General features: G+C 63.3%; 18 protein-coding genes. 9 read left to right on the top strand and 9 right to left on the bottom strand.

All coding sequences use genetic code 11. The features are described from left to right. Positions 1–10: 10 nt before the first annotated feature. Genes H7688_RS04865 through H7688_RS04840 form a run of 6 tightly spaced genes read left to right on the top strand, consistent with a single transcriptional unit; the run spans position 11 to position 5594 of the window. Entirely contained in the window at positions 11–1018 is a 1008-nt protein-coding gene (locus H7688_RS04865) for an NADH-quinone oxidoreductase subunit B family protein (protein WP_183359941.1), read from the top strand. Next, on the top strand, positions 1015–2502 hold the full coding sequence (locus H7688_RS04860; RefSeq protein ID WP_183359940.1) for a Ni/Fe hydrogenase subunit alpha: 1488 nt from the start codon (positions 1015–1017) through the stop codon (positions 2500–2502). Before H7688_RS04865 ends, H7688_RS04860 begins: the two co-directional genes overlap by 4 nt. A gap of 1 nt (position 2503) precedes the next feature. Beyond that, the gene (locus H7688_RS04855) at positions 2504–2980 is read left to right on the top strand and encodes a hydrogenase maturation protease (RefSeq protein ID WP_183359939.1); all 477 of its coding nucleotides are present in this window, start codon (positions 2504–2506) and stop codon (positions 2978–2980) included. Next, complete coding sequence (locus H7688_RS04850; RefSeq protein ID WP_183359938.1) at positions 2977–4914, top strand: 4Fe-4S dicluster domain-containing protein; 1938 nt, start codon at positions 2977–2979, stop codon at positions 4912–4914. Before H7688_RS04855 ends, H7688_RS04850 begins: the two co-directional genes overlap by 4 nt. Next, a complete protein-coding gene (locus tag H7688_RS04845; protein WP_183359937.1) occupies positions 4911–5348 on the top strand; it encodes a hydrogenase iron-sulfur subunit in 438 nt (145 codons plus the stop codon). Before H7688_RS04850 ends, H7688_RS04845 begins: the two co-directional genes overlap by 4 nt. A 21-nt stretch (positions 5349–5369) precedes the next feature. Further along, complete coding sequence (locus H7688_RS04840) at positions 5370–5594, top strand: sulfurtransferase TusA family protein (protein ID WP_183359936.1); 225 nt, start codon at positions 5370–5372, stop codon at positions 5592–5594. Positions 5595–5820: 226 nt separating this feature from the next. On the opposite strand, the gene H7688_RS04835 is transcribed toward H7688_RS04840, so the two are convergent. The 7 genes from H7688_RS04835 to H7688_RS04805 all read right to left on the bottom strand — a co-directional run bounded on the left by H7688_RS04835 (position 5821) and on the right by H7688_RS04805 (position 14936). After that, positions 5821–6690 carry a hypothetical protein gene (locus H7688_RS04835; protein WP_183359935.1) on the bottom strand — a complete coding sequence of 290 codons (870 nt, stop codon included), beginning with the start codon at positions 6688–6690 and terminating at the stop codon, positions 5821–5823. 259 nt (positions 6691–6949) lie between these two features. Then, the gene (locus H7688_RS04830; RefSeq protein ID WP_183359934.1) at positions 6950–7363 is read right to left on the bottom strand and encodes a response regulator transcription factor; all 414 of its coding nucleotides are present in this window, start codon (positions 7361–7363) and stop codon (positions 6950–6952) included. Then, positions 7350–10100: an ATP-binding protein gene (locus H7688_RS04825; RefSeq protein WP_183359933.1), complete on the bottom strand. Its 2751-nt coding sequence runs from the start codon at positions 10098–10100 to the stop codon at positions 7350–7352. Before H7688_RS04825 ends, H7688_RS04830 begins: the two co-directional genes overlap by 14 nt. A 372-nt stretch (positions 10101–10472) precedes the next feature. Further along, on the bottom strand, positions 10473–11942 hold the full coding sequence (locus H7688_RS04820) for an MBOAT family O-acyltransferase (RefSeq protein ID WP_183359932.1): 1470 nt from the start codon (positions 11940–11942) through the stop codon (positions 10473–10475). A 49-nt stretch (positions 11943–11991) separates the two neighbouring features. Next, entirely contained in the window at positions 11992–12231 is a 240-nt protein-coding gene (locus tag H7688_RS04815; protein WP_198424455.1) for an acyl carrier protein, read from the bottom strand. 2 nt (positions 12232–12233) lie between these two features. Beyond that, complete coding sequence (locus H7688_RS04810; RefSeq protein WP_246329712.1) at positions 12234–13862, bottom strand: AMP-binding protein; 1629 nt, start codon at positions 13860–13862, stop codon at positions 12234–12236. Positions 13863–13892: 30 nt separating this feature from the next. After that, entirely contained in the window at positions 13893–14936 is a 1044-nt protein-coding gene (locus H7688_RS04805; protein WP_183359930.1) for an SGNH/GDSL hydrolase family protein, read from the bottom strand. Between the two features lie 556 nt (positions 14937–15492). Between H7688_RS04805 and H7688_RS04800 the strand changes: the two genes are divergently transcribed. After that, positions 15493–17490 (top strand): TIGR03118 family protein, encoded by a 1998-nt coding sequence (locus H7688_RS04800; protein ID WP_198424454.1) that lies wholly within the window; start codon positions 15493–15495, stop codon positions 17488–17490. A gap of 195 nt (positions 17491–17685) precedes the next feature. On the opposite strand, the gene H7688_RS04795 is transcribed toward H7688_RS04800, so the two are convergent. Further along, positions 17686–19311 carry a HAMP domain-containing methyl-accepting chemotaxis protein gene (locus H7688_RS04795; protein ID WP_246329711.1) on the bottom strand — a complete coding sequence of 542 codons (1626 nt, stop codon included), beginning with the start codon at positions 19309–19311 and terminating at the stop codon, positions 17686–17688. 519 nt (positions 19312–19830) lie between these two features. On the opposite strand from H7688_RS04795, the gene H7688_RS04790 reads away from it, so the two are divergent. Continuing rightward, on the top strand, positions 19831–21879 hold the full coding sequence (locus tag H7688_RS04790; RefSeq protein WP_183359929.1) for a methyl-accepting chemotaxis protein: 2049 nt from the start codon (positions 19831–19833) through the stop codon (positions 21877–21879). 95 nt (positions 21880–21974) lie between these two features. On the opposite strand, the gene H7688_RS04785 is transcribed toward H7688_RS04790, so the two are convergent. After that, a complete protein-coding gene (locus H7688_RS04785) occupies positions 21975–23960 on the bottom strand; it encodes a PAS domain S-box protein (RefSeq protein WP_183359928.1) in 1986 nt (661 codons plus the stop codon). Positions 23961–24197: 237 nt separating this feature from the next. Here H7688_RS04785 and H7688_RS04780 point away from each other — a divergent pair, with 237 nt between their 5' ends. Next, positions 24198–24560: a bacteriohemerythrin gene (locus H7688_RS04780; RefSeq protein ID WP_183359927.1), complete on the top strand. Its 363-nt coding sequence runs from the start codon at positions 24198–24200 to the stop codon at positions 24558–24560. Positions 24561–24655: the final 95 nt, after the last annotated feature.

Genomic DNA, 24655 nt, shown 5'->3' with positions numbered 1-24655 from the left:
GGACACCACCATGGCAACCGACAAACCCAAACTGGCCATGTACTGGGCCGCTGCCTGTGGCGGCTGTGAGATCAGTCTGGCCAACATGCACGAAGCGATTCTCGAGCTGGACCGCGATTTCGACTTCGTCTTCTGCCCCTGCTTCCTCGATACCAAGAAAAAGGACCTGGAGGCCATGCCGGACGGCTCCATCCGGCTCACGCTGTTCAACGGCTCCCTGCGTACCGAGGAGAACCTGGAGATGGCGCGACTGCTGCGCAAAAAGTCCCAGCTCCTTGTTGCCTTCGGCTCCTGCGCGGTGAGCGGAGGGGTACCGGCACTGGCCAACCAGCGCAGCCGGGATGAGCTGCTTTCCCGCGTGTACCTCGAAGCTCCCGGTACCGTTAACCCGGACCGGCTGTTCCCCCGGGTCCTCTCCCAGGTGCCTGAGGGGGAGCTTACCCTCCCGGAATTCCTGGACCGCATCCCTTCCCTGAAAGACGCGGTTCCGGTGGAGTACCTGATGCCCGGCTGCCCGCCGGAACCGGAACGGATCCTGGCCGTCTTGAGGCTGGTGGCTTCGGGCGAGGCACTGCCTGACCCTGGCACCGTCCTGGGTTGCTCGGCCACCCGGGCGGTCTGCGACGAGTGCACGAGGGAAAAGCGCGACCAGGCAGCCCCCGCCCTGGTGCGTAGCTCGGAGGCGCTCCCCGAACCTGGCTGGTGCCTGGTCGAGCAGGGGGTGCCCTGCCTCGGCATGGCGACCAAGGGGGGATGCGGGGCGCTCTGCCCGGCAGTACAGATGCCCTGCTCGGGATGCTACGGTCCCCTGGACCCGGACGGCGACGCGGGAGGCGCGGGAATTGCGGCCCTCTCGGGAGCGGTCGCAGCTCCGGTGGACCACGGCGCCGGAGAGGCCCAACTGGTGGCCCGCAGCCGGGCCACGGTAGCCGCGGTTGCCGACCCGCTCGGGACCTTCTACCGCTACACCCTGTCGGATTGCCTGATCGGGGAAAGAGACCAGGAGGTGGTCAAGTGACCAGGATCAGTATCGACCCCATCACCCGCCTGGAAGGGCACGGCAAGATCGAGATCTTCCTCGACGAGGCCGGCGAGGTAGCCAACGCCTATTTCCAGGTGCCCGAGTTGCGCGGCTTCGAGTCCTTCTGCGTCGGCCGCCAGGCCGAGGAGATGCCCAACATAACCAACCGCATCTGCGGGGTCTGCCCCGAGGCGCACCACATGGCGGCGGTCAAGGCAGTCGAGGCCGCCTACGGGGTCAGCTGCCTCCCCGCGGCACGGCGCATCCGCGAGCTGGTCTACCACGCCTTCTTCGTGGCGGACCACACCACCCACTTCTACTGCCTGGGGGGACCCGACTTCCTGATCGGCCCGGACGCCCCGGCCGCCGAGCGCAACATCCTCGGCGTGCTCAGGAAGTTCGGGACCGATGTGGGCGCCCAGGTGATCGGCGCGCGCAAGCGCAACCACGAACTCATCAAGGAGCTGGGGGGGAGAGGGGTGCACCTGTGCGGCGGACTGCCGGGAGGGTGGGCCATGCCGGTTCCCCCGGAGCGCCTGGCCGATTACCGCACCTGGGCCCGGGCCAACGTCGCCTTCGCGAAGCTTTCGTTGGGGCTCTTCGACACGCTCGTCATGAACGACCCCGCCTACCGCGACCTGGTGCTGGGAGACCTCTACCTGCACACCACCCACAGCATGGGCACCGTCGGACCGGGCAACGCCCTCGAGCTCTACGACGGCGAAATCCGGGTGGTCGACACAACGGGTGCCGAGCTGGTGCGCTACCAACCCGGGGATTACCTGGAGCACCTCGAGGAGCGGGTCGAGCCCTGGAGCTACCTCAAGTTCCCCTACCTGAAACGCCCGGGGTGGCAGGGCTTCCGCGACGGCCAGGATTCGGGAGTCTACCTTTCCTCGCCGCTGTCGCGCTTGAACGCCTGCGACCGCATCGCGACCCCATTGGCACAGGCCGAGTTCGAGCGGTTTTACGACGCCTTCGGCGCCCGGGGCGCCGGTACCGCCGGACGCAACCGGCCGGTGCACCAGCGTCTGGCCACGCACTGGGCCCGCCTCATCGAGCTCCTGTACGCCTCGGAGCGGATGGTGGAGCTCCTCGATCACCCCGACATCCTGGACACCGCGGTACGCCAGGCGGTCGAGCCGCGGGCCGGCTCGGGGGTCGGGTCGGTGGAGGCTCCGCGCGGCACGCTCACCCACCACTACCATATCGACGAGCGCGGCCTGCTTACCAAGGTGAACATGATCGTGGGGACCACCAACAACAACGCCGCGATGTCGCTTTCCATCATGAAGGCAGCCCGCGGACTGATCCACGGCGGGAAGGTAAGCGAGGGGATCCTGAACCGGGTTGAGATGGCCTTTAGGCTCTACGACCCGTGCTGCTCCTGCTCCACCCATGCCCTCGGCAAGGCGCCGCTCGAGCTGCTGGTGCGCCGACTGGACGACGGTGCGGTGCTGGACCATTTGGTGAGGGACTGACATGGTGGTCATCGGACTGGGATCGCCGTTTTTGAAAGACGACGCGGTGGGGCCGCGGGTGGTGCGCGAGCTGGCCCGGCGCGGCAGGACCGGGGCGCGCCTCGTCGAGTCCCACGCCGGAGGGCTTTTGCTCCTCGAGGAACTGACCGGCGAGCGGCAGGCGGTGATCGTGGACGCGCTCATCGACCGGGCCAGGCGCCCCGGCGAGCTGGTCTTCTCCGGGATCGCGGAGGCGACGCACAACGCGGCATGCAGTCACGACTGCACCCTGGCCGAAGCGCTCGCCCTGGGGAGAGCCCTGGGGCTGGAGCTTCCCGGGGACGACGCCATCCGGGTGCTCGGGGTGGTGGCGGCCGACGTGGCGAGCTTCGGGGAAGAGCTGACGCCCGAGGTTGCCGCGGCGCTGCCGGCTGCCTGCGCACTGGTGGAGAACTGTCTTGACCCGGGGCTGACCCTGGGGACTCTGGAGGGAGCATGACGATGCGATACCCGAGAACCGCGGTGATCCTCTGCGCCTGCAGCGGCATCATCTCCGAAAAGATCGACTGGACGCGGGTTGAGACCCTTTTGGCAGACCACCCCAGTCGGCCCCTGTTCCGCCAGGACCAGCTGGCCTGCGGCTCCGACGAGCTCGACGGGCTATGCCGGTGGCTTCAGGAAGTTAAGGCGGAACGCGTGGTGGTGGCGGCCTGCTCGCCGCGCGAGCACCAGGCCACCTTCCGGGGACTGCTGTCGCGGGCCGGCATCAACCCATGGTTTTTGCAGCTGGTGAACGTGCGCGAGCAGGGGGCCTGGGTCACCGAGGACGCGGCAGCCGCGACCCTGAAGGCGACCCGCCTGATCCGGGGGGCCCTGGAGCGCGTGAACCGGCACCGTCCCCTGGCGGCGCGCAGCATTCCGGTGCACACCAGGGTCGCCGTGGTGGGAGCGGGACCGGCCGGCATGCAGGCGGCGCTCACCCTGGCCCGCGCCGGCCGCGAGGTGGTGCTCATCGAGAAGGAACCGATGATCGGCGGGCTGCCGGTGCGCTATGACGAACTCTTCCCGAACCTCGAGTGCGGTCCCTGCCTGCTCGAGCCGGTGATGGGCGAGCTTTTGCACGGGCCGGAGAGCGAACAGGTGACGCTGCTCACCCTCTCCGAGGTGACCGCGGTGAAGGGGAGCTTTGGCAACTGGATCCTCTCGGTGCGCCAAAAGCCACGCTTCGTCGATGTCGAGGCCTGCATCGGCTGCATGATCTGCCAGGAGGTCTGTCCGGAGCGACGGCAAAACGGCTGGAACCGGGCCGGAGAGTTGGCCGCCATCGGGGTCCCCTTTGCCGGTGCGCTCCCCAACCTGCCCCATCTGGACACCGCGAGCTGCCGCAAGTTCCGGGGCGAGCCGTGCGAGATCTGCAGCGCCGAATGCCCGGTCGAAGGTGCGCTCGATTTCGAGGCGCAGGAGCGCGAGCTGGAGCTCGAGGTGGGGGCCATCGTGCTCGCGACCGGTGCCGAGGAGCGCCCGACGCTCCCCGCGGGGTTTGCCGGGCGCGATCTTATGAGCGCCTACAGCTTCGAGCGGCTCATCGCCACTAACGGGGCCACCGGAGGGGACCTGGTCAAGGCGGACGGCAGCGCCCCGGTGTCCCTGGTCCTGGTGCAGTGCGCGGGTTCGCTGGATGCAGGCCACACCCCGTACTGCAGCGGGGTCTGCTGCCGCGAGGCTCTGAAGCTCGCCCACCTGGCGGCCGCCAAGGTCGAGGGGCTTACGGTGACCCGCCTGATCAAGGAACAGTCGGTCCCCGGACTGGAGGCCGGTCGCCAGCTCCACAACGATCACGCCGCCGTGGTGCGTTACGGCCGCTTCGACGCGCTGAGCCTGGAGGAGGGTCCCGCGGGGCGGGTCTTGAAGACAGGGGAGGGGACGGAGGTGCCGGCCGACATGGTGGTCTTCCTGAACCCGGTGCTTCCGGGCGCGGGGACCGCGCAGGTGGCGGAGCTACTGGAGCTTCCCAGGGACGGTGCGGGTTTCCTGGGGCAGTTGCACACCCTTGCGGAATCCTGCGCAGCGCCGCTGCGCGGGGTCTACCTGGCCGGCAGCTGCCGGGGACCAGGTGACGTCCGCGAGGCCTTCGCCACCGGCACCGCTGCAGCCGGTCTCGCCCTGTCGGCACTGGTACCCGGGCGCGACCTGGTCATCGAGCCCGAGGTCGCCACGGTGCGGCCCGAGGCGTGCGCCGGCTGCCGCACCTGTCTGAAACTCTGCCCGTACCGCGCCATCGAGTGGGACGATGCGGCGCGCATGGCTCGCGTGAACGACCTGCTCTGCCGGGGCTGCGGCACCTGCGTGGCCGGCTGTCCCAGCGCGGCGATCGACGGTCTGGGCTTCACCCGTGACATGCTGCGGGCCGAAATAAAGGGGGTGTTGTCATGAGCGAATGCGCCGTCCAGCGGGATTCCTGCTGCCGGGAACCTGCCGAGCTGAAGATCGTGGCGTTTTTGTGCAACTGGTGCTCCTACGCCGGGGCCGACAAAGCGGGAGGGAGCGCGCTCCCCGTGCCGCCGGAGCTCTCGGTGGTGCGGGTCATGTGCTCCGGCCGGGTCGAGCCGACCCTGGTGCTGGAGACCCTGCGCCAGGGAGCCGACGGTGTCATGGTGCTGGCCTGCCATCCCGGCGACTGCCACTACAAGGAGGGGAACTTCCGGGCCCTGTGCCGTGCCGAGCTGCTGGAGCGGCTGGTCGTACAGCTTGGCGTCGATCCGGTGCGCTTCTGCTTCGATTACGTCTCCGCAGCCGAGGGGGAGAAGTTCTCCCGGATCACCTGCGAATTTGCGGCGCGACTGCGCCAACTACCACCGATCGGCTAAGACCGAACAAGGAGGATGCCCATGGCAACCCAAGTACTCGACTGTGTCGGGATGAAATGCCCACAACCCACGCTCAAGGTCACCGTTATGAGCAGCAAGATGAAACCCGGCGACATCCTGGAGGTGGTGGCCGATTGCTCCACCTTCGAAGACGACGTGAAGGCCTGGTGCCAGCGCGCCAAGAAGACCCTGCTCTGGTGCAAGGACGAGGGGGGAGGGAAGAAAAGGGTGCAGATAAAGTTCTAGTCAGCTGCCCGAATGTGCTTTGGTCGACGAGACTGGAGCCTGGCCCTGGCCTGGTTCGCGGCTTCGTCGCTGAACTGGTACCCGACGGCATTGGCAAAATACAAAGGCCCCTGGTGCAACACCTGGGGCCTTTGATTTTCGGAAGTTGCCACCGGAGAGCCAAAGATCCCCGTGGTTTAGGGCCTTCCTTGTGTCATATCGCGTCAGCGAGTGATTCCCACGCTTCTCAATGAATTGTCAGCGCCAGGCCTATCTGCCGGTTGATCTCCCGCCGGTGGAGAGGTTCGCGGATCCGCCTCAAGAGCCACCCCGCGCTGCGCATCCGACCAAGCTCCTGTAGTGCCTCCTCGTAGTCGTCGAGCTCTCGAGCCACACGGTAGCGCAGTTCGCTCCGCTCGATGAGTTCACAGAGAAATTCCCGAAATTTGTGCCACAACTTCGGTTCGGCGATGTTCTGCTCGATGGCCGGGAAAAGGTGGCCTTGAGCCTCGACGAAGCGCTCGTAGGCCTGGTTTCCCGGAGGGAGGTTGCGGGACTTCTCGGTAACCTCCTGTTGCAGCCGCCTCGCTTCGTACTCCAGGCGCTTTTGCTCACGGTTGATGCTGCGAATATCCTCACCCTGCTGGAATTTTTCGACATGTTCGTAAAGCTGCGTCTTTTGATGTGCTTCCTTGAACTTGTCGGGAAGATCCGCCTGGCTCAGCACCGTCTCGCAGAGAGACCGGGATGGAAAGAACCCCATTTTGGCGTGGATTTCCTGCCGGGAAGGGTTGTTGAGCCGGGTCAAAAGTCGCCGGGTGCAACGTACCCGGGCCAGCATCACCCGGGCTGAACCCCTCTGGCCGTTGCTGCGGGCTGTCTGGTAGCGGTCCATTTCGGTGTAGGCATAGTCTTCGAGGCGTTCGGTGAAGTCCTCCCAGTCCGTGTTTTGCTGGTAGAGCTGGAGAATCTCGTTGCAGAGAAAAATCTGGGCCAGGGCCATCCTGGAGCGCTCTTCGTTGCCTTCCTTCTCGTGGCGTAGGTGTGCCCGCATAAGTTCTTCCATGCAGATCTCCAACTCCTTAAGGACGCAGACCTCTTTATCTTCCTGATCCATAGCGACCTCCACGTGATGAGTTGCCACCGGTAGCTTCGAGGTACCATCCCTGGTAAGGGACAGACCGCTGACCAAAAGGCGCCTCCGGATTGGCCGATACTAATTTTAGGCGGCCAAAGGTGCTGCGCAACTGGAAACGAAGGTCTTCTTTGGGAAATGATCGATCAGCCGGGACGGGGAGACGTCAGGAACGTGGTCCTGCAAAAGGAGGAGGGGTGGGAGCGGAAACGGGAGGTGATCAAAAGCTAGCCCGGGCCGGCTAGGACCACCTTTTGGCAACCGTTGCAATGCAGTCATCGATGGCTGCGAAGAGGGTTGAGTAATCGACAGGTTTCGGCAGGAAATGGCAGACGTCGAGCCCCTCGGCCTGCTTACGGTACTCCTGCGCGTCGCAATAGGCCGACAGCACGCAGATTACCGCATGGTCGTGCAACTCCCGAATCTTGCCGGCCATAGTGATGCCGTCCATCACGGGCATCTTGATGTCGGTCAGCACGATGTCGGGACGATGCTCCTGGTACAGCTCGAGCCCAAGGGCGCCGTTTTCTGCGGTAAGGAGCCTGATCTGCCTGAACTTCATGGAGAGCGCCCTTGCCACCAGGGTGCACGCCTCGGCGTCGTCTTCTACCAGGAGAAGGCTCAAGGAGCCTGATTCACGGTTACTCGTTTCCATTGCTCACCTCGATGGTAAATTCGGCACCCTCTGCTGTGTTGCGCACGCTAAGCCAGCCGCCCATGCTCTTCTCGACGACCGATTTGGCCAGGAACAGGCCGATACCGGTCCCTTTGCCCTGTGCCTTGGTGGTAAAAAAGGGATCGAAAACCCTGGGCAGGATCTCGGGCTCGATCCACCCGGCGTTATCGGAGATGGTCAACACGGTTTTGCCGCCTGCGCTTGATGCCTGCAGACGTACCCGGCCGTCCCGGATGCCACGATCCAGCAGGGCATCCAGGGCGTTCATCAGGATGTTCAAGAGCACCTGGGAGAACTCGTTGGGGTAGCCGTGGATCGTGGGCTCGCCGGAAATCTCGACCGTTAAGGCGATGCGCTGCTCTTCGAAGCTGTCCCGGACCAGGGACAACGTCTTGGCGACGGCATCGGCAACGGTGAAGACGCTCTTGTCCTTGTCCGGTTTGGAGAAACAGGTGAAGTCGGTAATCGTTTGGGAGAGGTGCCCGAGGATTTCCAGGCACCTTTTGATGGTCTGGTGGAGCGTCTCCTCGTTCAGGTCGCCGACCTCGTAGAGCAGGCCGAGTTGCTGGACGTTCAGGCCCAGGACGTTGAGGGGCTGGCGCCACTGGTGGGCGATGTTGAAAAGCATGTCCCCCATGGCTGCCATCCTGCTTTGCTGCAATAAAAGCCTCTCCTTTTCCCGCAGCAGTTCCACAGCCTGAATCCGCTGGGCTGTCTCCAACTCCAGGTCGTAGTAGGTCTGGAGCAACTCCTCGTTCTGCATTTCCAGTTCAGCCCGGTGTTCCTCCAACTCGTCGGTCCGCTCGGCTACCAACTGCTCCAGTCGGGCGTTGGCCTGCTCCTTGGCCTGAAGGTGCTCGGCCGCACGTGCCGACACCTCGCGCAAACGGGCCATCTCAAGATTGGTGCGTACCCGGGCGACCAACTCGCGGGCGCTGAATGGCTTGACCAGGTAGTCGTCCGCACCAGCCTCTATCCCCTCGGCACAGGATTCCTCGCCGGCACGGGCCGAGAGCATGATGACCGGTATGAAGCTGGTGGCCGGGTCGCTGCGTAGCCGGGCCAGGAGCCCGAAGCCGTCCAGGCGGGGCATCATCACGTCGGTCAGCAGGAGGTCGGGGCGCTGCTGGCAGATCGCCTCCCAGGCGGCCTCGCCGTCGGCCACTGCGCGTATCTCGCACCAGGTGCCCAAGAGCCTGCGAATATAATCGCGCATGTCGGCGTTGTCGTCGGCCAGCAGCAGGTGCGGCTTGGGGCCGGCAGCGGGTGCCGAGGTGACTTCCGCAAGCCCCTGTTCTGGCTCCGGTAACCAGCGCAGAGCCTCTTCCAGAAAGGGATCGGCGCTCTGGGAACTGGAGAGACCGGCAGCCGCGGCCCCGAGGCGGTCAGCGGGGAGGTGCTGGGTGCCAAAGGGAAGCGAGACGGTGAAGCTGGTTCCCTGGCCGACCTCGCTCTGAACCGATATGTCGCCGCCCTGCAGGCGCACCAGTTCGTCGACGAGCGCGAGTCCGATGCCGGTACCCTCGTGGGCACGCCCACTAGTCTGCTCGACGCGGTGAAAGCGTTTGAAGATATTGCCGAGCTCTTTTTGAGGAATGCCGCACCCGGTATCGGCGACGGTGAGCTCGGCACCAGCGCCCCGAGAAACGAGCGTTACCGAGATCTGCCCTTTCAGGGTGAACTTGAAGGCATTGGACAAGAGGTTCAAGACGATCTTTTCCCACATCCCCAGGTCTACATAGACCGGCTCGGGGAGCGGTTGACAGTCCACGATCAGCTCGAGTCCTCCCTTTTCGATGGCGGAACGGAAGACGCCGGTCAGCTCAAGGGTCAGGGTGGCCAGATCGCAGGGGCGGTAGGTCGCCTCGAAGCGCCCGGCCTCGATGCGGGAAAAATCAAGCAGCGTGTTGACCAGCTTGAGAAGCCGCAGGGCGTTACGGTGGGCGATGGTCAGGTTCTGGTAATCGGACGGGGGGAGCCGGTCTTGGCAGCGGGAAAGGGTCTCTTCCAGGGGGCCCAGGGTGAGGGTGAGCGGGGTGCGCAGTTCGTGGCTTACGTTGCCGAAGAAGACGGTTTTGTTGTGGTCGAGTTCGTAGAGTTTCTGGTTCAAACGAGTGAGTTCGGCCTTTTTCTGTTCCAGTTCCTCCAGCGCCAGTTTGAGCCGCCGATTGGACTCCTTGACCTCGCTGGCGCGCAGCAGGATATCGGCCTCGATCCGGGCGGTGGGGGCCTCGGCGACCACGGGTTGTCCCGGTTGTCGGTGAGCCTCGCCGGACTTTTGCTGCTGGGACAGAATGAACTCGGTCACGTCCTCGGCGTAGTGCAGGACATAGGCGGTGGTCCCGTCCGGACCGGGGATCGGCGTGTTGACCGGGCTCCAGTATTTCACCCGGAAGCCCCCCTCGGCCTCGGCGCAAGGGACATCGTACCTCTGGATCCCCATGGTGTCCTGCACGCCGTCGCGCAGCACCCGCTCCAGTGAGCTGCGCAGGTCGCTGACTCCATTGGCCGAGGGATCGTCGGGGTTATCCGGAAATACCTGGAACAGGCCGCGGCCAACCATGGCAGCGCGCCGGGTACCGGTCACCTCGAGATAGCGGTCGTTGACAGCGGCGATGGTAAAAAGGGAGTCGGGGAGGAGCACCATATAAGGGTGCGGGGAGCCTTCGAAAAGCAGCCGGAAGTCCGGCGGAGCAAATCGGTCGTCTGAAGCCATAGATTCCCTCGCGGTGGTGGGCTTGGCAGCGACGTCCAGCAGAACGCGATGCGACCGACAACTCGTCAGGTAGGATTCGTTTTGTGAGGCCGCAGTTCATCGACACCTGGCGCACGCGCGGGGCCTGAAGTCACTGGACTACCGAGGGCGCCTGCTGCCTGACGTGAAGCGTGTCCACGCAGAAATTACCGTGGTCATCTCTCATAGTCAAGTGCTGGGAATATGAGTTGTTGTAAGAATTTAGGCAGCGTGACGCGAGACGTACCCAGCTGGGTGATGGCGAGCTAGTTCTCGAGATCAATGACCCGGTGAGTCCTTGAACGCACCGGGTAACCGGGCTGCGCTCAGGGAGATCCACGGTCAGTGCGGGGGCTAGAACTGGAAATACAGGAACTCGCTCACCTTGTTCTGATTGATAAGGGCGTAAAAGCCGACGGCGGTCAGGAACGCCAGGGCCGTGCCGGTCGGCTTCAACTCGCGCTCCAGTTGCACGGAGTTCCTGGCGCCAAGGACCAGCACCAGGAAAAGGAGTGGCATATACAAGGTGGCATCGTTGCCGTTAACTCCCGAGAGAAGCGCCTTCCAGAAAGCCCCCCTGCCGAGATCCGAGAAGGAAAAGCTGGTCAAGGCGGCGGGGACGGCTCCGTTTAACCCTGCCATCCCCTTCAGCACCTTCCAGGCATCCCCCAGGTTTTTCGCCCTGAATAGCACGAAGGTTACGTTGAGAAAGCAGAAGGTGAAAAACCAGCCGAGCAGGTTGGGGAGTTTCACCTTCTTGCGTTTGAAGAGGTGGTTGACGACCAGCGCGGCGCCGTGGCAGGCCCCCCAGATGACGAAGGTCCAGCCGGCACCGTGCCAGATCCCCGCAATGAACATGGCGACGAAGGTCGCCAGCATCGACTTCCCGAAGGTGATCTTGCGAGAGGAGCGCAGTATCGGGGCGTAGAGGTAGGTGGTGATGAAACTGGTGAGAGACATGTGCCAGCGCTGCCAGAAATCGATGATGTTGCAGGCCTTGTAGGGGCTGTTGAAGTTCACCGGGAGCACGATGTTGAACATGAGCCCGACCCCCAGTGCCATGTCGGAATACCCGGAGAAGTCGAAATAGAGCTGCAGCATGTAGGAGAGGCTTACCACCCAGGCTTCCACCATGGTGAGACTGCTACTCGCATCGAAGCCGGCGCTCACCGTCTTCACCAGCGAATCGGCGATGATGACCTTCTTGAACAGGCCGACGAGGAACAGGAAGAGCCCATGCGAAAGGTTCCGGTAGTTGACCACCTTGTTCCGGGTCGCCTCGAACTGGGGCATCATCTCCTTGTGGTGCAGGATCGGGCCGGCGAGCAGGTGGGGGAAAAAGGTGACGAACAGGGAGTAACTCAAAAGCTTCCGGTCTTCGACCAGCCCCTCGTAGCAGTCGACCAGGAACGCGATCTGGGTAATGGTGAAAAAGCTGATTCCCAGGGGAAGCACGACATGCATAAGCGGCAGATCGGTACCGAAGAAGCCGTTCAGGCTCCCCAGGAAAAAGTCCATGTACTTGAAGTAGCAGAGAAAGGCGAGATTGCCGGCGAGGCCGCAGAGAAAGATGCTCTTCTTCGAGACGGGGTGCTTCTTCAACGAGTCGTGTTCCGCGAGCAGGTACCCGATGGTGTAGTTGAACAGGATGGAGACCAGGATGATGGAGAGGTAGGCGGGGTTCCACCAGCTGTAGAAAACCAGCGAGGCAAAGAGCAGCCAGGCGTTGGACGCGGCGGTCAGGCGCTTGTGGTTCAGAAAGAAATAGACGACCAGGGTAACCGGTAAAAACAGCAACAAGAACTGATACGAATTGAAGAGCATCTCCGCGGCATCTCCTACGGGTTGTGTGAAAGCGTGGGTGCTGTCGGCTTTACTTGCGCGCCAGCTTCTTGGCTACCAGGTCGGCAAGGTCGCCGACGTTACGCAGCGCGGGGAGCTCTCCCAGGGCGAAGCGGACCTTGAAGCGCAACTCGACCGCCATGACCATGTTCATGTGGGAAAGCGAGTCCCAGGCGTCGATGTCGTTGGCGGTGGTTTGCCGGGTAAGTTCGATGCTGTCGTCGTCGAAAACCTCGCGAAAAATTTCGGTGAGTTCTGCAAGTATTTCCATAGTCATTCCTCCACGGTAGAAAGGTCGCCGGCGTCGAGGCCGAGGTAGCGGGCCTTCAGGACCCGCCGCATGATCTTGCCGCTCTTGTTCTTGGGAATCGCGTCGATGCAGATGATCTCTGCGGGGGTGGCCACGGTCGAGAGCCGGTTGCTTACGTACAGCCGGATCTTCAGCTCCAGTTGGGGGTCATAGCTTGCCTGGCGGTGCAACGAGACGAACGCCACGATCTTTTCGTAGGCCAGCTCGTCCGGCACCCCGATCACCCCGGCTTCGGCCACCTCCGCGACCTCGAGGAGCGAGCTCTCGATCTCGAAGGGGCTGATCAGGTGCCCCGAGGTGTTGATGATGTCGTCGTTGCGACCGCAGAACCAGTAGTAGCCGTCGGGGTCCCGGTAGGCGGTGTCGCCGGTATAGTAGAAACCGTTGCGGAACCTGCTGGCGTAGGCGGCGTTGTTGTTCAAGTAGGTGCTGAACATGGAGGGCCACCCCTCCCTGAGGCAGAGGTTACCCGCCGCACCGTCGGGAAGCGGACTGCCGTCCTCGGCGAGGATGGCGACCCCGATGCCGGAAACCGGAACACCCATGGAGCCGGGGCGTACCTCAAGGCCGGGCCGGTTGGCGATCATGATGGCGCCGGTTTCGGTCTGGAACCAGGTGTCGTAGACCTCCTTGCCCAGGGCTCGACGCGCCCACTGGATCGCCTCCGGATTGAGCGGCTCTCCAACGGAGCAGATGTGGCGCAGGCGCCCTAGATCGAACCCCGCGTAAAAATCGTCGGTCTCCCGCATCAGCATGCGCAGCGCGGTGGGAGCGGTGTACCACACGGTGACCCCCTGCTCCTGCAGGATGCCGAACCAGGTCCCGGGATCGTAACCTCCCCCGAAATGCACCTGGGTTATTCCCAGACACCACGGCCCGATAATCCCGTAGGAGGTGCCGGTAACCCACCCCTGGTCGGCGGTGCACCAGAAGATGTCGTCGCGGGTGACCCCGAGCACGTTCTGGGTGGTGAGCGACTGCAGGGCTACGCTTCGGTGCGCGTGCAGGACCCCCTTCGGTTTTCCGGTCGAGCCCGAGGTGTAGTGCAGCACCGATGGCGTCTCCGGAGGGGTCGCAGGCACCGTGAAGAGCTCCGAGCCCTCCGCCATGAGACGGGAATAGCTCAGGGTGTCCGCGCTCAGGTGTTCCTCGACGTCGACGAGGATGATGAAGCGCAGGTGAGGCAGGCGGTCCCTGATCCGTGCGAGCTTCTTCAGGGAGCTTTTCTTGGTGATGATCCCCTTCGCGCAGGAATCCCCCAGGCGGTCCAGGAGAGCGTCGTCCCCGAAATTGGAGAAGAGGGTTCCCGCGATCGCCTGCACTTTCAGGGCGCCTAGGAAGGCGACGAACTGCTCCGGCATCTTGGGCAGGTAGGTGAAAAAGACGTCCTGCGCCGAGACCCCCAGCCCCTGGAGCACGTTGGCGAAACGGGAGGTGAGCCGGTCGAGCTCCGCAAAGCTGTAATCGCGCCGCTCCAGAGACGGCGAGAGCCAGCGCATAGCCACCCGGTCTCCCCGTCCCAGCTGGCACTGCCGCCCGGTACAGAGAAAACCGATGTTGTACTGATTGTCGACGATGAGGTTTTCCATCATGCTCCTTGCTGGTTCACGAGCTCGAGCTCTCTAGCGGCACAGTTGAGCCGTGGCTTCGATCGTTTTCAGCGTGGCGTCCAGGTTCGACTTGGTGACCAGTATCCCGAAGTCCTGAGGGAGCGCAGGGTCGGGGATGCCCAGGATCTTGTGGGCAACCAGGGTTCCGGTCTCCGGATACATGTGCTGCCCGTCGAGGAAGTAGCGGCGCGGGTCGAGGGTGACGCTGTTCAGGTAGTCGAAGTGCTGCACCTCTCCGAAGACCTCGACGACGTCCCTCAGCCACTTCTCGTAATCGGGAAGTTGCCCGCGCTGCACCATGGAGCAGAAGAGCTGCTTGCTGACCGGCGGGGTGAACACGAGGATCTTCGTCGCGGGGTTCTCCTTGCGGATAGACTCGAGGATGGAGCGGTACTCCCCGAGATACTGGAACCCCTCGTGCATGAACTTGTTGTTCAGGTCGACCTTGAGCTGCTCGTCGAAGTGCACGCGGTTGCGGTTCACCCGCTGCACGTTGTCCCGGTCGAAGTACATGGTCAGGTCATGCCGCAGCGAGTGCCTCACGTTTCCCACCGCCCGTTTGAAGACGCCGCCGTTGAACAGCATGCTGGGGAGATAGTAGGGGTCTTCGACGGACTCGATGTAGTAGGAGGGGGGCTCGCCGCTGTAGTAGGGAATTTTGGCGTTGGCCGCCTCGAAGCTGAGTCCCAGGACCAGCTGACGAAAATCCTGGCCGTTCAGTTTTTTGGCGTATCGGATGTAGGGGAGGTACTCCTTGGCGATCATGCCGGAGAGGGCGTAGTTGAAGGTGCGGGGACCGAATTCCTGGTGGCCGATCATCCGCACCCTGCTGTTGCCGATCATCAAGGTGTCGTAGGTCCCACCCCTGAATTTGAAGTAGTTACTCTTCTGCTGGCGATCGTTGATCTCGATCTGGACGCTGTTGAGACGATGCGCATGTTTAAAGCACCACATGGGATCGATGAAATAGTTGAAGGAGCCAACGACGAGTGCCAGCAGGGAGAGAATGGCAAGAGCCGACAGGAAAAACCGTTTATAGGCGCGACGGGAAGACATAAGAGACTCCGCACGATGTCTGCGGGTTCAGGCGAGAGCCTTGTAACATCGTTTAAATATTCTAAGTGGTGAACTTTGCCATAATGCTCCTAAAAGGTCCATACAATTGTAAATAAGGTCCCTGTAATTGTTACGGGGTCTCAGACATTGTCGGCTGCCCGAATAAGAGGACGCGAGTTGTCCGGCAGGCGGCCTGAGACTCGGGGCAATCCTTTCGAACAATGCCCTCCCTTCTGCTCTTCCTGGAGCACCCTCCTCAATTCCAAACGTTCCCTATTTCCCCCCTCCGCGTCGAGCTGCGTGTCGCTGCAGCACGTCCGGTCACCGGACGAGTTCCCGCCTGAAGGGACAAGCCGGTCGACGAAAGACGTACCCCGGTTGTGGACACCCGGACGCCTGATGGTAGAGTTTTGGTTGGAAATTTTTAATAGTTTGAAGGCGGAGGGCTCGTCATGCGGAGTGAGAAAAAAGGCCGGCAACGGGGAGGAGGTGAAAGGATCGGCGGCAGTTTGGCCTTCGGCAACTAACAAGCAACTTGACAGTAAGGAGGTGTGGTATGCGCTTGAAACTCTATTGGTTGATCGCAGCATGTGGGCTGACTTTTTCGCTGGCAGGGTGTGGTGGCAGCAGCAGCTCGAATCCCCCCGCCGCTGCCTCGACGGTGGACCCCGTCAGCAAGGGGGTCATCACCAGCGTCAGCAGCAACACCATTACCGTAAACGGCGTCGAGTTCTCCACAACCGGCGCGACGGTGACCATGGAGGATAGCTCGGATCCCGCAACACTGAGGCCCGGCATGGTGGTGACCGTGGTCGGGACCCTCAGCGACCCGATCCGCGGCAGGGCCACCCAGATCCGCATGACCAACAATCTGAAGGGGCCCATCAGCGCCTTCAACAACCTCTCCAGTTCCATCACCATCCTGGGGCAGAAGGTGCGTCTCGACCCGGCAAGCTCCGTGTTCAACAACTTCTCGGGTGGCACCACCAGCACCACGGGCCATCTTGCGACGGGCCAGATGGTCCGGGTCAGCGGGCTTACCGACAACAGGGGAGCTGTCCACGCAAGCTACCTGGAGCGCATGCAGTCCAACTGGACACCGACGACTCCGGTTATCATCGTCGGCACCCTGACCAGCGCCCCGGCCTCGAACACCTTCACCATCGGTGCCCTGACGGTGAACTACGCGGGTGCGACACTCCCCCCGGGTACCACGACCGGCAGCGTGGTCAAGGTGACCGGCACCATCCCGACCCTGACCAGCACGACCCTCTCGGCGACGCTGGTGCAATCGGTCCCCGCGCTTTTGAACCTGGCGCCGACCGGCGACAACTTCCAGCTGGAAGGGTACGTGACGGGGCTCTCCGGGCGGACCTTCACGGTCGAGGGGACCCCGGTCGATGCAGGGCTCCTGCCGCTCACCGGCATAGCCAACGGTACCAAGGTGACGGTAATCGGCACCTCGGGGAACGGGGTCCTGCTGGCCAGCAGCGTCAAGGCGAGTAACGCGCTCTTCCAGCAGGTCAACCTGGCGAGCAACATCCCGGGGCTGGCGCCGAACACCGACACCAACCTGGTGAACGCCTGGGGGATCGCCCATTCGCCGACCGGACCGTGGTGGGTGAACGACAACGGCACCGGTCTCTCCACGGTGTACGACGGTGCCGGGAAGAAGTTCCCCAGCGGTGCCCAGACCGTAGTGACGGTCCCCGCGGCGAGCGGCGGCACCACGCCGGCGCCGGTTACCGGGATCGTCTTCAACAACTATTCGGGATTCAACGTCACCCAGGGGGTGAGCACCACCTCGGCCAAGTTCCTCTTCGCGACCGAGGATGGCACCATCGCGGCCTGGGACACCGGGACCAGCGCGACCCTCAAGGTGAACAACTTCGTAAGCGGAGCCGGTGCCGTCTACAAGGGGCTTGCCCTGGCGAGCACTGCCGGTCGCAACCTGCTCTATGCGGCGGATTTCCGCGGCGGCAAGATCGACGTCTTCGATTCGAACTTCGCACCGGTGACGCTCCCCGCCACCTCGACCGGAGCCCCCTTTACGGTGCCCACCACCCAGAACGTACCGCCGACCGGTTACGCTCCGTTCAACGTGACCAACGTCGCCGGGAAGCTGTACGTATGCTACGCATTGAGGAACCAGACCACCAGGCTGGACGACGTCCCCGGACAGGGGCACGGGTTTGTCGAGGTCTTCAATCCGGACGGCAGCTTCGTGATGAGCCTGCAAAACGGTACCTGGCTCGACTCCCCCTGGGGCGTGGCCCAGGCTCCGGCCGATTTCGGCACTTTCAGTGGGCTCGTGCTGGTCGGGAACTTCGGCAGCGGGAAGATTGCCGCGTTCGATCCGCTGACCGGTACGTTCAGGGGCTTCTTGAGGGACCAGTACGACGAACCGATCGTCATCGACGGCCTGTGGGGGATCGGTTTCGGCAACGGTGGTAGCGCGGGCCCCAGCAACACCCTCTACTTCGCGGCAGGCCCCGGCGCGGAACAGGACGGCCTCTTCGGGGCGCTCGTCCCGACGAGTCTCTCGCTGAGGTAGGCGAGGAAAAAGGGCAGCTGGCTGGTATCGGTGCACCGTTCCAGATCCGGCAAAAAAGCAGAAAAAAGGAGTTACGGCAGATGTCGTAACTCCTTTTTTTGAGCTGCGGCCGCAAAGCCGGAAGCGAAGGAAAAGTACTAAGGAAGGTGCGGGGAGAGGGTGCCTGCCGGAGGCGGCCTCTCCACCTGTCGCCGTCTAGCTGAGCCGGAAGGAGGCCACCAGTTCCTGGAGCTCGCTCGATTCCCGGGAGAGCTGGCGCGCCGCGACCGAGGTCTCCTGGGCGCCCCGTGCGGTCCCCTGCACCACCTCGGAAACCTGCTGGACGTTCGAGGTGATCTCGCCGGTAGTGGCGGTCTGCTCTTCGGCGGCCGTGGCGATCTGGTTGATCTGCTCGGTCACGTTGTTGATCTGGGCGAGGATCTTCTCCAGTGCTTCCCCGGAGCGCAGGGAGGTTTCGGCGCCCCGTTCGGCTTCCAGAACCCCCTCCTCCATGGCACGCACCGCGTCCTTCGTTTCGCGCTGGATGGCCTGGATCATCTCCCCGATCTCCCGGGTCGCCCGGGTGGTCCGCTCGGCGAGCGCCCGTACTTCGTCGGCCACCACGGCAAAACCGCGCCCCTGCTCGCCGGCGCGCGCGGCCTCGATTGCCGCGTTGAGCGCGAGCAGGTTGGTCTGGTCCGCGATGTCCTCGATGGTGCCGATGATGGCACCGATCTGGTCGGAGCGGCTCCCGAGGGTGCCGACCACTTCGGCGGTACGCTTGACCCGCTCGGAGATGAGTGTCATGCCGGTAGCCGTCTGCTGCACGACCTCGGCCCCCTCACTCGCCATGGTGCTCGCGGTTCGGGAGGCCTCTGCAGCCCGGACGCAGTTGCGGGCGATGTCCTCGCTCGTTGCGGCCATCTCTTCACTGGCAGTCGCCACGTTGCCGGTCTGGGCAGCCACCTGGACCGCGGCCGTGGCGATCTGCTCGGCGGTGGCGTTGAGCTGGACCGAGGCGGATGCGATGCCGGTTGAGATATTGACCGTTCCGTGCACCAGGTGACGCAGGTTCTCGATCATGTTCTTCATGGCGCCCAAGAGCTGTCCGGTCTCGTCCTTGCCGGTCACGGTAATCTCTTCGGTCAGGTCGCCGGTAGCGAGCCGGTCGGCGATTCCCACGCAGCGCGCCAGCGGACGGGTGACGCCGCGGGAGATGGCGAGGCTCAAGAGCGTGGCGATGACGAGGATCGCGAAGGTGACCAGGTACATGAGGACATTGGCCGTGTGCAGGGTGGCGGCTGCCTCGGCCTCTGATTTCTTGCCGGAAGCGTCCACCAGCTGGACCAGCCGGTCGACCTGCTGGCGGTGCTTCAGATAGTGTTCTTTGAGGGGGCCGCCCAGGAGGCCCTCGGCCTTGGCCTTGTCGCCGGCCAGCAGGGCCGGGAAGTACTGGTTGAGCGCGATGTCGTAGAAGGTGACCGCGGGGGTATAGACGTCCTGCATCAGGACCTTCTTGATCTCCCCTTCGGCAAGGTCCTTTTTCCAGTGCTCGTGCGAGTCGTCGAAATCCTTCTTGAGCTTCTTGAAGTCGTCGAGGAACTTCTGCCGCTCCGCCGGGTCGCTGCTGTCGAAAACGAGGTGCAGGGTGAGGTAAGACTCGAGGATATATTCGGGCGGCGGCAGGATATCGGCGGCCAGATCCTTGCCGTTGGCGATGTTCCGGTAGAGTGCACCGTTGACCTTGACCTTGTCGATGGTCGCCATTGACAGTGCGAAGAGGACGAGCAGCCCCGTGATGGTGACTGCCAGACTCAGCAACATCTTGGTCGTAATTTTCATGGAAAGCCCTCCTGGTTATCCCACAGTGACGTGAGGTGCTTTCTCTGATATCGGTCAAGGCTCTCTTTGACTGAAGAACAAATACTTGTAAGGAAGTCCGACGGCCGCGTGAGACTGATCGGGCGACGCTCCAATCCCCTGTCCTGCAGCGGCAGAATCAGAAGTTGAATCCGAGATCGTGCAGCGCCGCCTCCAGTCTCTGTTTGACCTGACAAAAGGCCCCAGAATCACCTGCGCTAACGAAAAGGGGTGCCTCCTCCCCTACTCTACAACCACCAGCCTGCTCGACGGTAGTATGTGCCGCCGTTCATCTTCGCGGCGGCAAGGGTGGGATTGGCGGTGCCGCGGCAGGGACGCGCTCCGAGGCTGGAGCCAGCTTCAAGGAACGGACACTATTAGAAAAAAACCGTTGTCACGCAAGAAGATGGCATTTTGTCCTACCACCGGGTTAAGTTCTCACTGAAGCTGCCGATGAGATACTCAGGAACCTGAGTGTATACAATCTTCGGGGGGCACAGCATGCGGTTTTTCCATTCTCTTTCCATCAGCAACAAGCTTTTGATCATCATCCTGCCCATACTGGTGTTCAGTTTCCTGCTCCTGGGGCAGATCACCAACCACAAGGTCCGGGCCAATGTGAAAGAGGAGACCATTCGGCAACTGAGCGGGACGGTGACTTCGCTGTCCGAGATGGTGACCATCGCCAACAAGTCGATCGTGCGAGATGCCGACGCCAAGATGAACAACCTGCTGCAGCATTACCGGGGTACCTTTACCGTCGATCCGGGGCACAGCGTGCGGGTCGGCAGCCTGGACGCCCCGCTTTTGAGTTTCAACGGCGTGCAGGTGAACCTGGACAACGCCCGGGTGGACCAGTTCAGCGAGCAGAACGAAAACTCGGTGGCCACCGTCTTCGTGCGCCAGGGTGACGACTTCATCCGGATCGCCACCTCGCTCAAGAAGGAGGATGGCAGCCGCGCGATCGGGACGGCCCTCGGCAAGGCACATCCTGCCTACGAGAAGCTCAGGGCGGGCGAGGTCTTCACCGGGAAGGCGAAGCTGTTCGGGCGCTACTACATGACCAAGTACCAGCCAGTCCGCGACCAGAGTGGGAGCGTGATCGGGGTGCTCTTCATCGGCACCAGCATCGACGACATCATCGACAGGCTGAGAAGCACGGTCTCCTCCATCAAGGTCGGCAAGTCCGGTTACGCCTATGTCCTGGACGTCGGCAACCAGAAGGCACACGGTGAGTTCGTGATGCACCCCGACAAGTCCAACGTCGGCAAGAACGTGATCGACTACAAGGACTCCCGAGGGCGGGAATTCTTCAAGGAGATGGCCCGCACCAAGAACGGTTACATCACCTACTGGTGGAAAAACAGCGGCGACAACAAGGAACGGGAGAAGTTCGCCATCTACATGACCATTCCCGTCTGGGACTGGCTGATTGCCTGCAGCGGTTACAACGACGAACTCTACGCCACGGCCGACACCATCCAGCGCTTCATCCTGGTAGCTTCGCTCATCTTCGCGGTGCTGCTGGGGGTGATCATCGTAACCGCGATCCGCAAGTTCCTGGCACCCCTTCGGGAGACGGCACAGATCCTCGAGTCCATCGCCGGCGGTGACCTGACCGTGCGGCCGACGGTGACCGGCGAGGACGAGATCGGGGTCATGCAGCGGGCCTGCCAGAACATGGTGAACCGGCTCAACGAGACGCTGCGCTCTACGGCGGACAACGCGGGGCAGGTAGCGGCAGCGGCGCGCCAGATGCGGGTCACCGCGGAACAGATGGCAACCGGCGCGGAAGAAGCGGCGGCCCAGACCATGACCGTGGCGACCGCCGGCGAGGAGATGGCGGCGACCTCGGGCGACATCGCGCACAGCTGCATGCGAGCGGCAGAGGGGGCCCGGGAGACTTCCCTGAAGGCCCAGGAGGGGGCGCGGGTGGTGCAGAGTACCGTGGAGGTGATGGGGCGGATCGCGGAACGCGTGAGGGCCTCCTCCGACACGGTGGCGAGCCTGGGGACCCGGTCCGAGCAGATCGGGACCATCATCAGCACCATCGAGGAGATCGCGGACCAGACCAACCTGCTTGCCCTGAATGCGGCCATCGAGGCGGCCCGGGCCGGCGAACAGGGGCGCGGCTTCGCGGTCGTCGCCGACGAGGTGCGGGCCCTGGCCGAACGCACCACCAAGGCCACCCGCGAGATCGACACCATGATCAAGGGGATCCAGAGCGATACCCGGCAGGCGGTTGCCGCCATGGAGGAAGGGGTGGCCGAGGTGGAGTCCGGTACCGGCGAAGCCACCCGTTCCGGAGAGGCACTGGAAAGCATCCTGGACCAGATCAACGCGGTGACGCTGCAGATCAGCCAGATCGCCACCGCCGCCGAGGAACAGACGGCCACCACCAACGAGATCAGCGGCAACATGCAGCAGATCACCGAAGTGATCCGCACGACCTCCCAAGGGGCCCAGGAGTCGGTGACCTCCGCCTCTCACCTGGCCGGGCTCTCGGAGGAGCTGCAACGGCTGGTAGGGCAGTTCCGGCTGGCGAGCTAGCTGGACGCAGCACGCTGAGCCGAACGAAAAACGGCCACCGGGAAACCGGTGGCCGTTGTCGTTGGTGCCGACTGCGGGGCCTGGGGAGGGATCCTTCAGAGTCCGCCCAATTCCACGCTGAGGGAGGTGGCGCCGGGCTCGGAATGGATCCGGAAACTGCCGCCGATCAGCTCGGCTCGCTCCCTCATGATGGTGAGGCCCCAGCCGGAATCGGCGGTTTCTGGAGCTGTACCTGACAGCACCATCCCCCTGCCGTCGTCGCTGATGCTGAGGCGGGCGGTGCCATCCGTGCATTCCAGGAGGACGCTGACCCGGGAGGCGCCGGCGTGTTTCAGCACGTTGTGCAGCGCCTCCTGGGCGATCCGGAACAGGGAGATCTCCCGCGCCGCCCCCAGGCGCGGGAAGTCCGGGGTTGCCTGGAAGGAGACCTCGATGCCGGTGCGCTTGCGGTACTGCTCGGTATAGGCACCGAGCACCGGCACCAGGCCGTCCTCGTCGAGCCGTACCGGGCGCAGGTTGACCATCAGATTGCGCACCGTGCCGTGGATGGCGCGCACCAGTTTGCGGGACTCTTCGACCGTCGGCTGCAGCCGTTTCCCGGTGCTCCCGGCGAGGTGCTTGCCGATGTGCCCCAGGTTGAGGCTCAACACCGTCAGTTCCTGCCCCACGTCGTCGTGCAGTTCGGCGGCGATCTCCTTGCGCAGCTGCTCTTCCAGGGTGATCAGGCGCTGTGCGTAGCGCTTGAGCCGGTCCTCGGATTCCTTTTGCGCGGTGATGTCGAAGGCGACGCCGGCTATGTACTGGACCTCCCCGCGCCGGTCTTTTCTGGGGTAACCCCGGTCGCTGATCCAGCGCAGCGTGCCGTCCGGGCGCAGGATGCGGTACTTGAGGGTGGCGGCTTTCCCGGCGCGCAACGCGTCATGGTAGCGGGTGAGCTGGCGGACGTCATCGGCATGGGTTGCGGTCAGGCACAGGAAGGGATCCTGGAAGACCTCCACGCTGCTGCGCCCCCAGATACGCTCGAAGGCCGGGCTCACGTAGATGAGCTCGCCCCGGGGGGAGGTGAGCCAGAACACCTCTTCGACCGTCTCCGCCATCTGCCGGAACTGCTCCTCGCTCTTTCTCAGGGACTCCTCGGCCTGTTTTCGGTCGCAGATGTCGCGTGCCACCACCTGGATCTCCACCAGGTTTCCCTGGGTGTCGAAGGTCCCGCGGTTCACTGCCTGCAGCCAGTGCAGTTCTCCGCGACCGGAGAACACCCGGTTCTCCACCACGACCACCGGGTTGTCGGCTGACAGGAGCTTCAGGCGCTCTTCGAGCTGGGGGAGGTCTTCCGGGAACACCTGGGGCTGCCACGGCGTCCCGAGGACTTCCGCCTCGCTCAAACCGAAGAAACGGCAGTACACCTCGTTGACGAAGGTGAGGCGGCCATCGGGACAGGCGCGGGCGATCAGCTCGGTCTGGTCCTCCACGACGGTCCGGTAACGCTCCTCGCTCGCAAGCAGCGCCAGTTCGGCGAGCCGGCGCTCCTCGGCCTCCTCCCTGAGACGCGCCACGTGTCTGGCGAGTTCCGTTGTCCGCTCCAGGACCCGCTGCTCGAGATGCTCGTTCAGGCGGACGAGCTCCTCCTCGGTGCTGCGATGCCGGGCGATTTCGTCTTCCAGCTCGGTATTTTTATGGGCCAGTTCGCCGGTACGGCTCGCCACCAGGGACTCGAGTTCCTCCTGCTGTTTCAAAAGCCTCGTTTCAAAGCGCCTGCGGCTCTCGGCGAGCCCGCTGATGCACAGGCCGATCACCGAAAAAAGCGCCAGGGACAGCACCTCGCGTAGCGAGCTCACTGCAAAGGAGTCGGGGGGGGCGTAGATGGAAAAGGCGGTGATGGCTACCGAGAGGCAGGTAGCGAGGATGCCGGGCCCCATGCCGAAAAAGACCGCAACGAGGGTCACGCAGGGGTAGAAGGTGATGAAGGTGGGGAGTTCGCTATGAGAGACCCAGCTCAGGTATCGGTAGGCAGAATAGCTGAACGCAACCAGGGCAACGGTGATGGCATAGTACAAGGACGTTCTCAATCTAAGGCTCATGGCGGCTCCTGCGCGACATTGTAGCATTTTACGCAAGGCAAGCAAAACTCTGTAAGAGAAATACGCTGTGAGAGAGATGTGCCACGGATCGAGGCTCTCTGCCAGAGCGATCTCCGCACCCGGAAAAAAAGAACTGCATGAGCGGCTTCTTCCAGCCGATGAGGTAAGCGTCAGCATTGTCAACCGCGGTAACGACTGGCGGGACAGGCTCCGGACCTGGCCAGGCGGGGAGGGAACATGCAGCACGTTGAGTGGAAAGAGGAGTACCTGCTGGCGATGAGCCAGCTCGACAATCAGCACCGGCGCCTGGTCGAGCTGTTACAGGAGGCGTATCGGCTAAATGAGGAAGATGCGGCGGCTCCCGAGAGTAACCTGAGTCTTCTGGAGCTCATCGACTTCGCCGCTTTTCACCTCGGCTACGAGGCGAGCTGGCTCGACCGCAACGGCTACGAGGTCCCGGCCGCCCAGCGCAGGGGGGCGGAACACCTGAAGCGGCAGATCCTGCGCATCCAGAATCACTACTTCAAAGGGGGCCAGGACCGTACCGAAAAGATCCTCTCCTTCATGACCCGCTGGCTGGCCAACCACCTGAAGGGGTAGGAAGGATTGCCGGTGAACCGCCGGCGCGCATGGTGGCGCGCGTACCGCGCACGGTAACGACAGAGGAACTAAAAGGGCCAGCCCTTGCCTCCAGA

It is taken from the genome of Geomonas limicola (assembly GCF_014193675.1).
Taxonomy (GTDB): domain Bacteria; phylum Desulfobacterota; class Desulfuromonadia; order Geobacterales; family Geobacteraceae; genus Geomonas; species Geomonas limicola.
The sequence above is the reverse complement of the archived record's forward strand: the minus strand, read 5'-3'. Positions and strand labels throughout refer to the sequence as shown.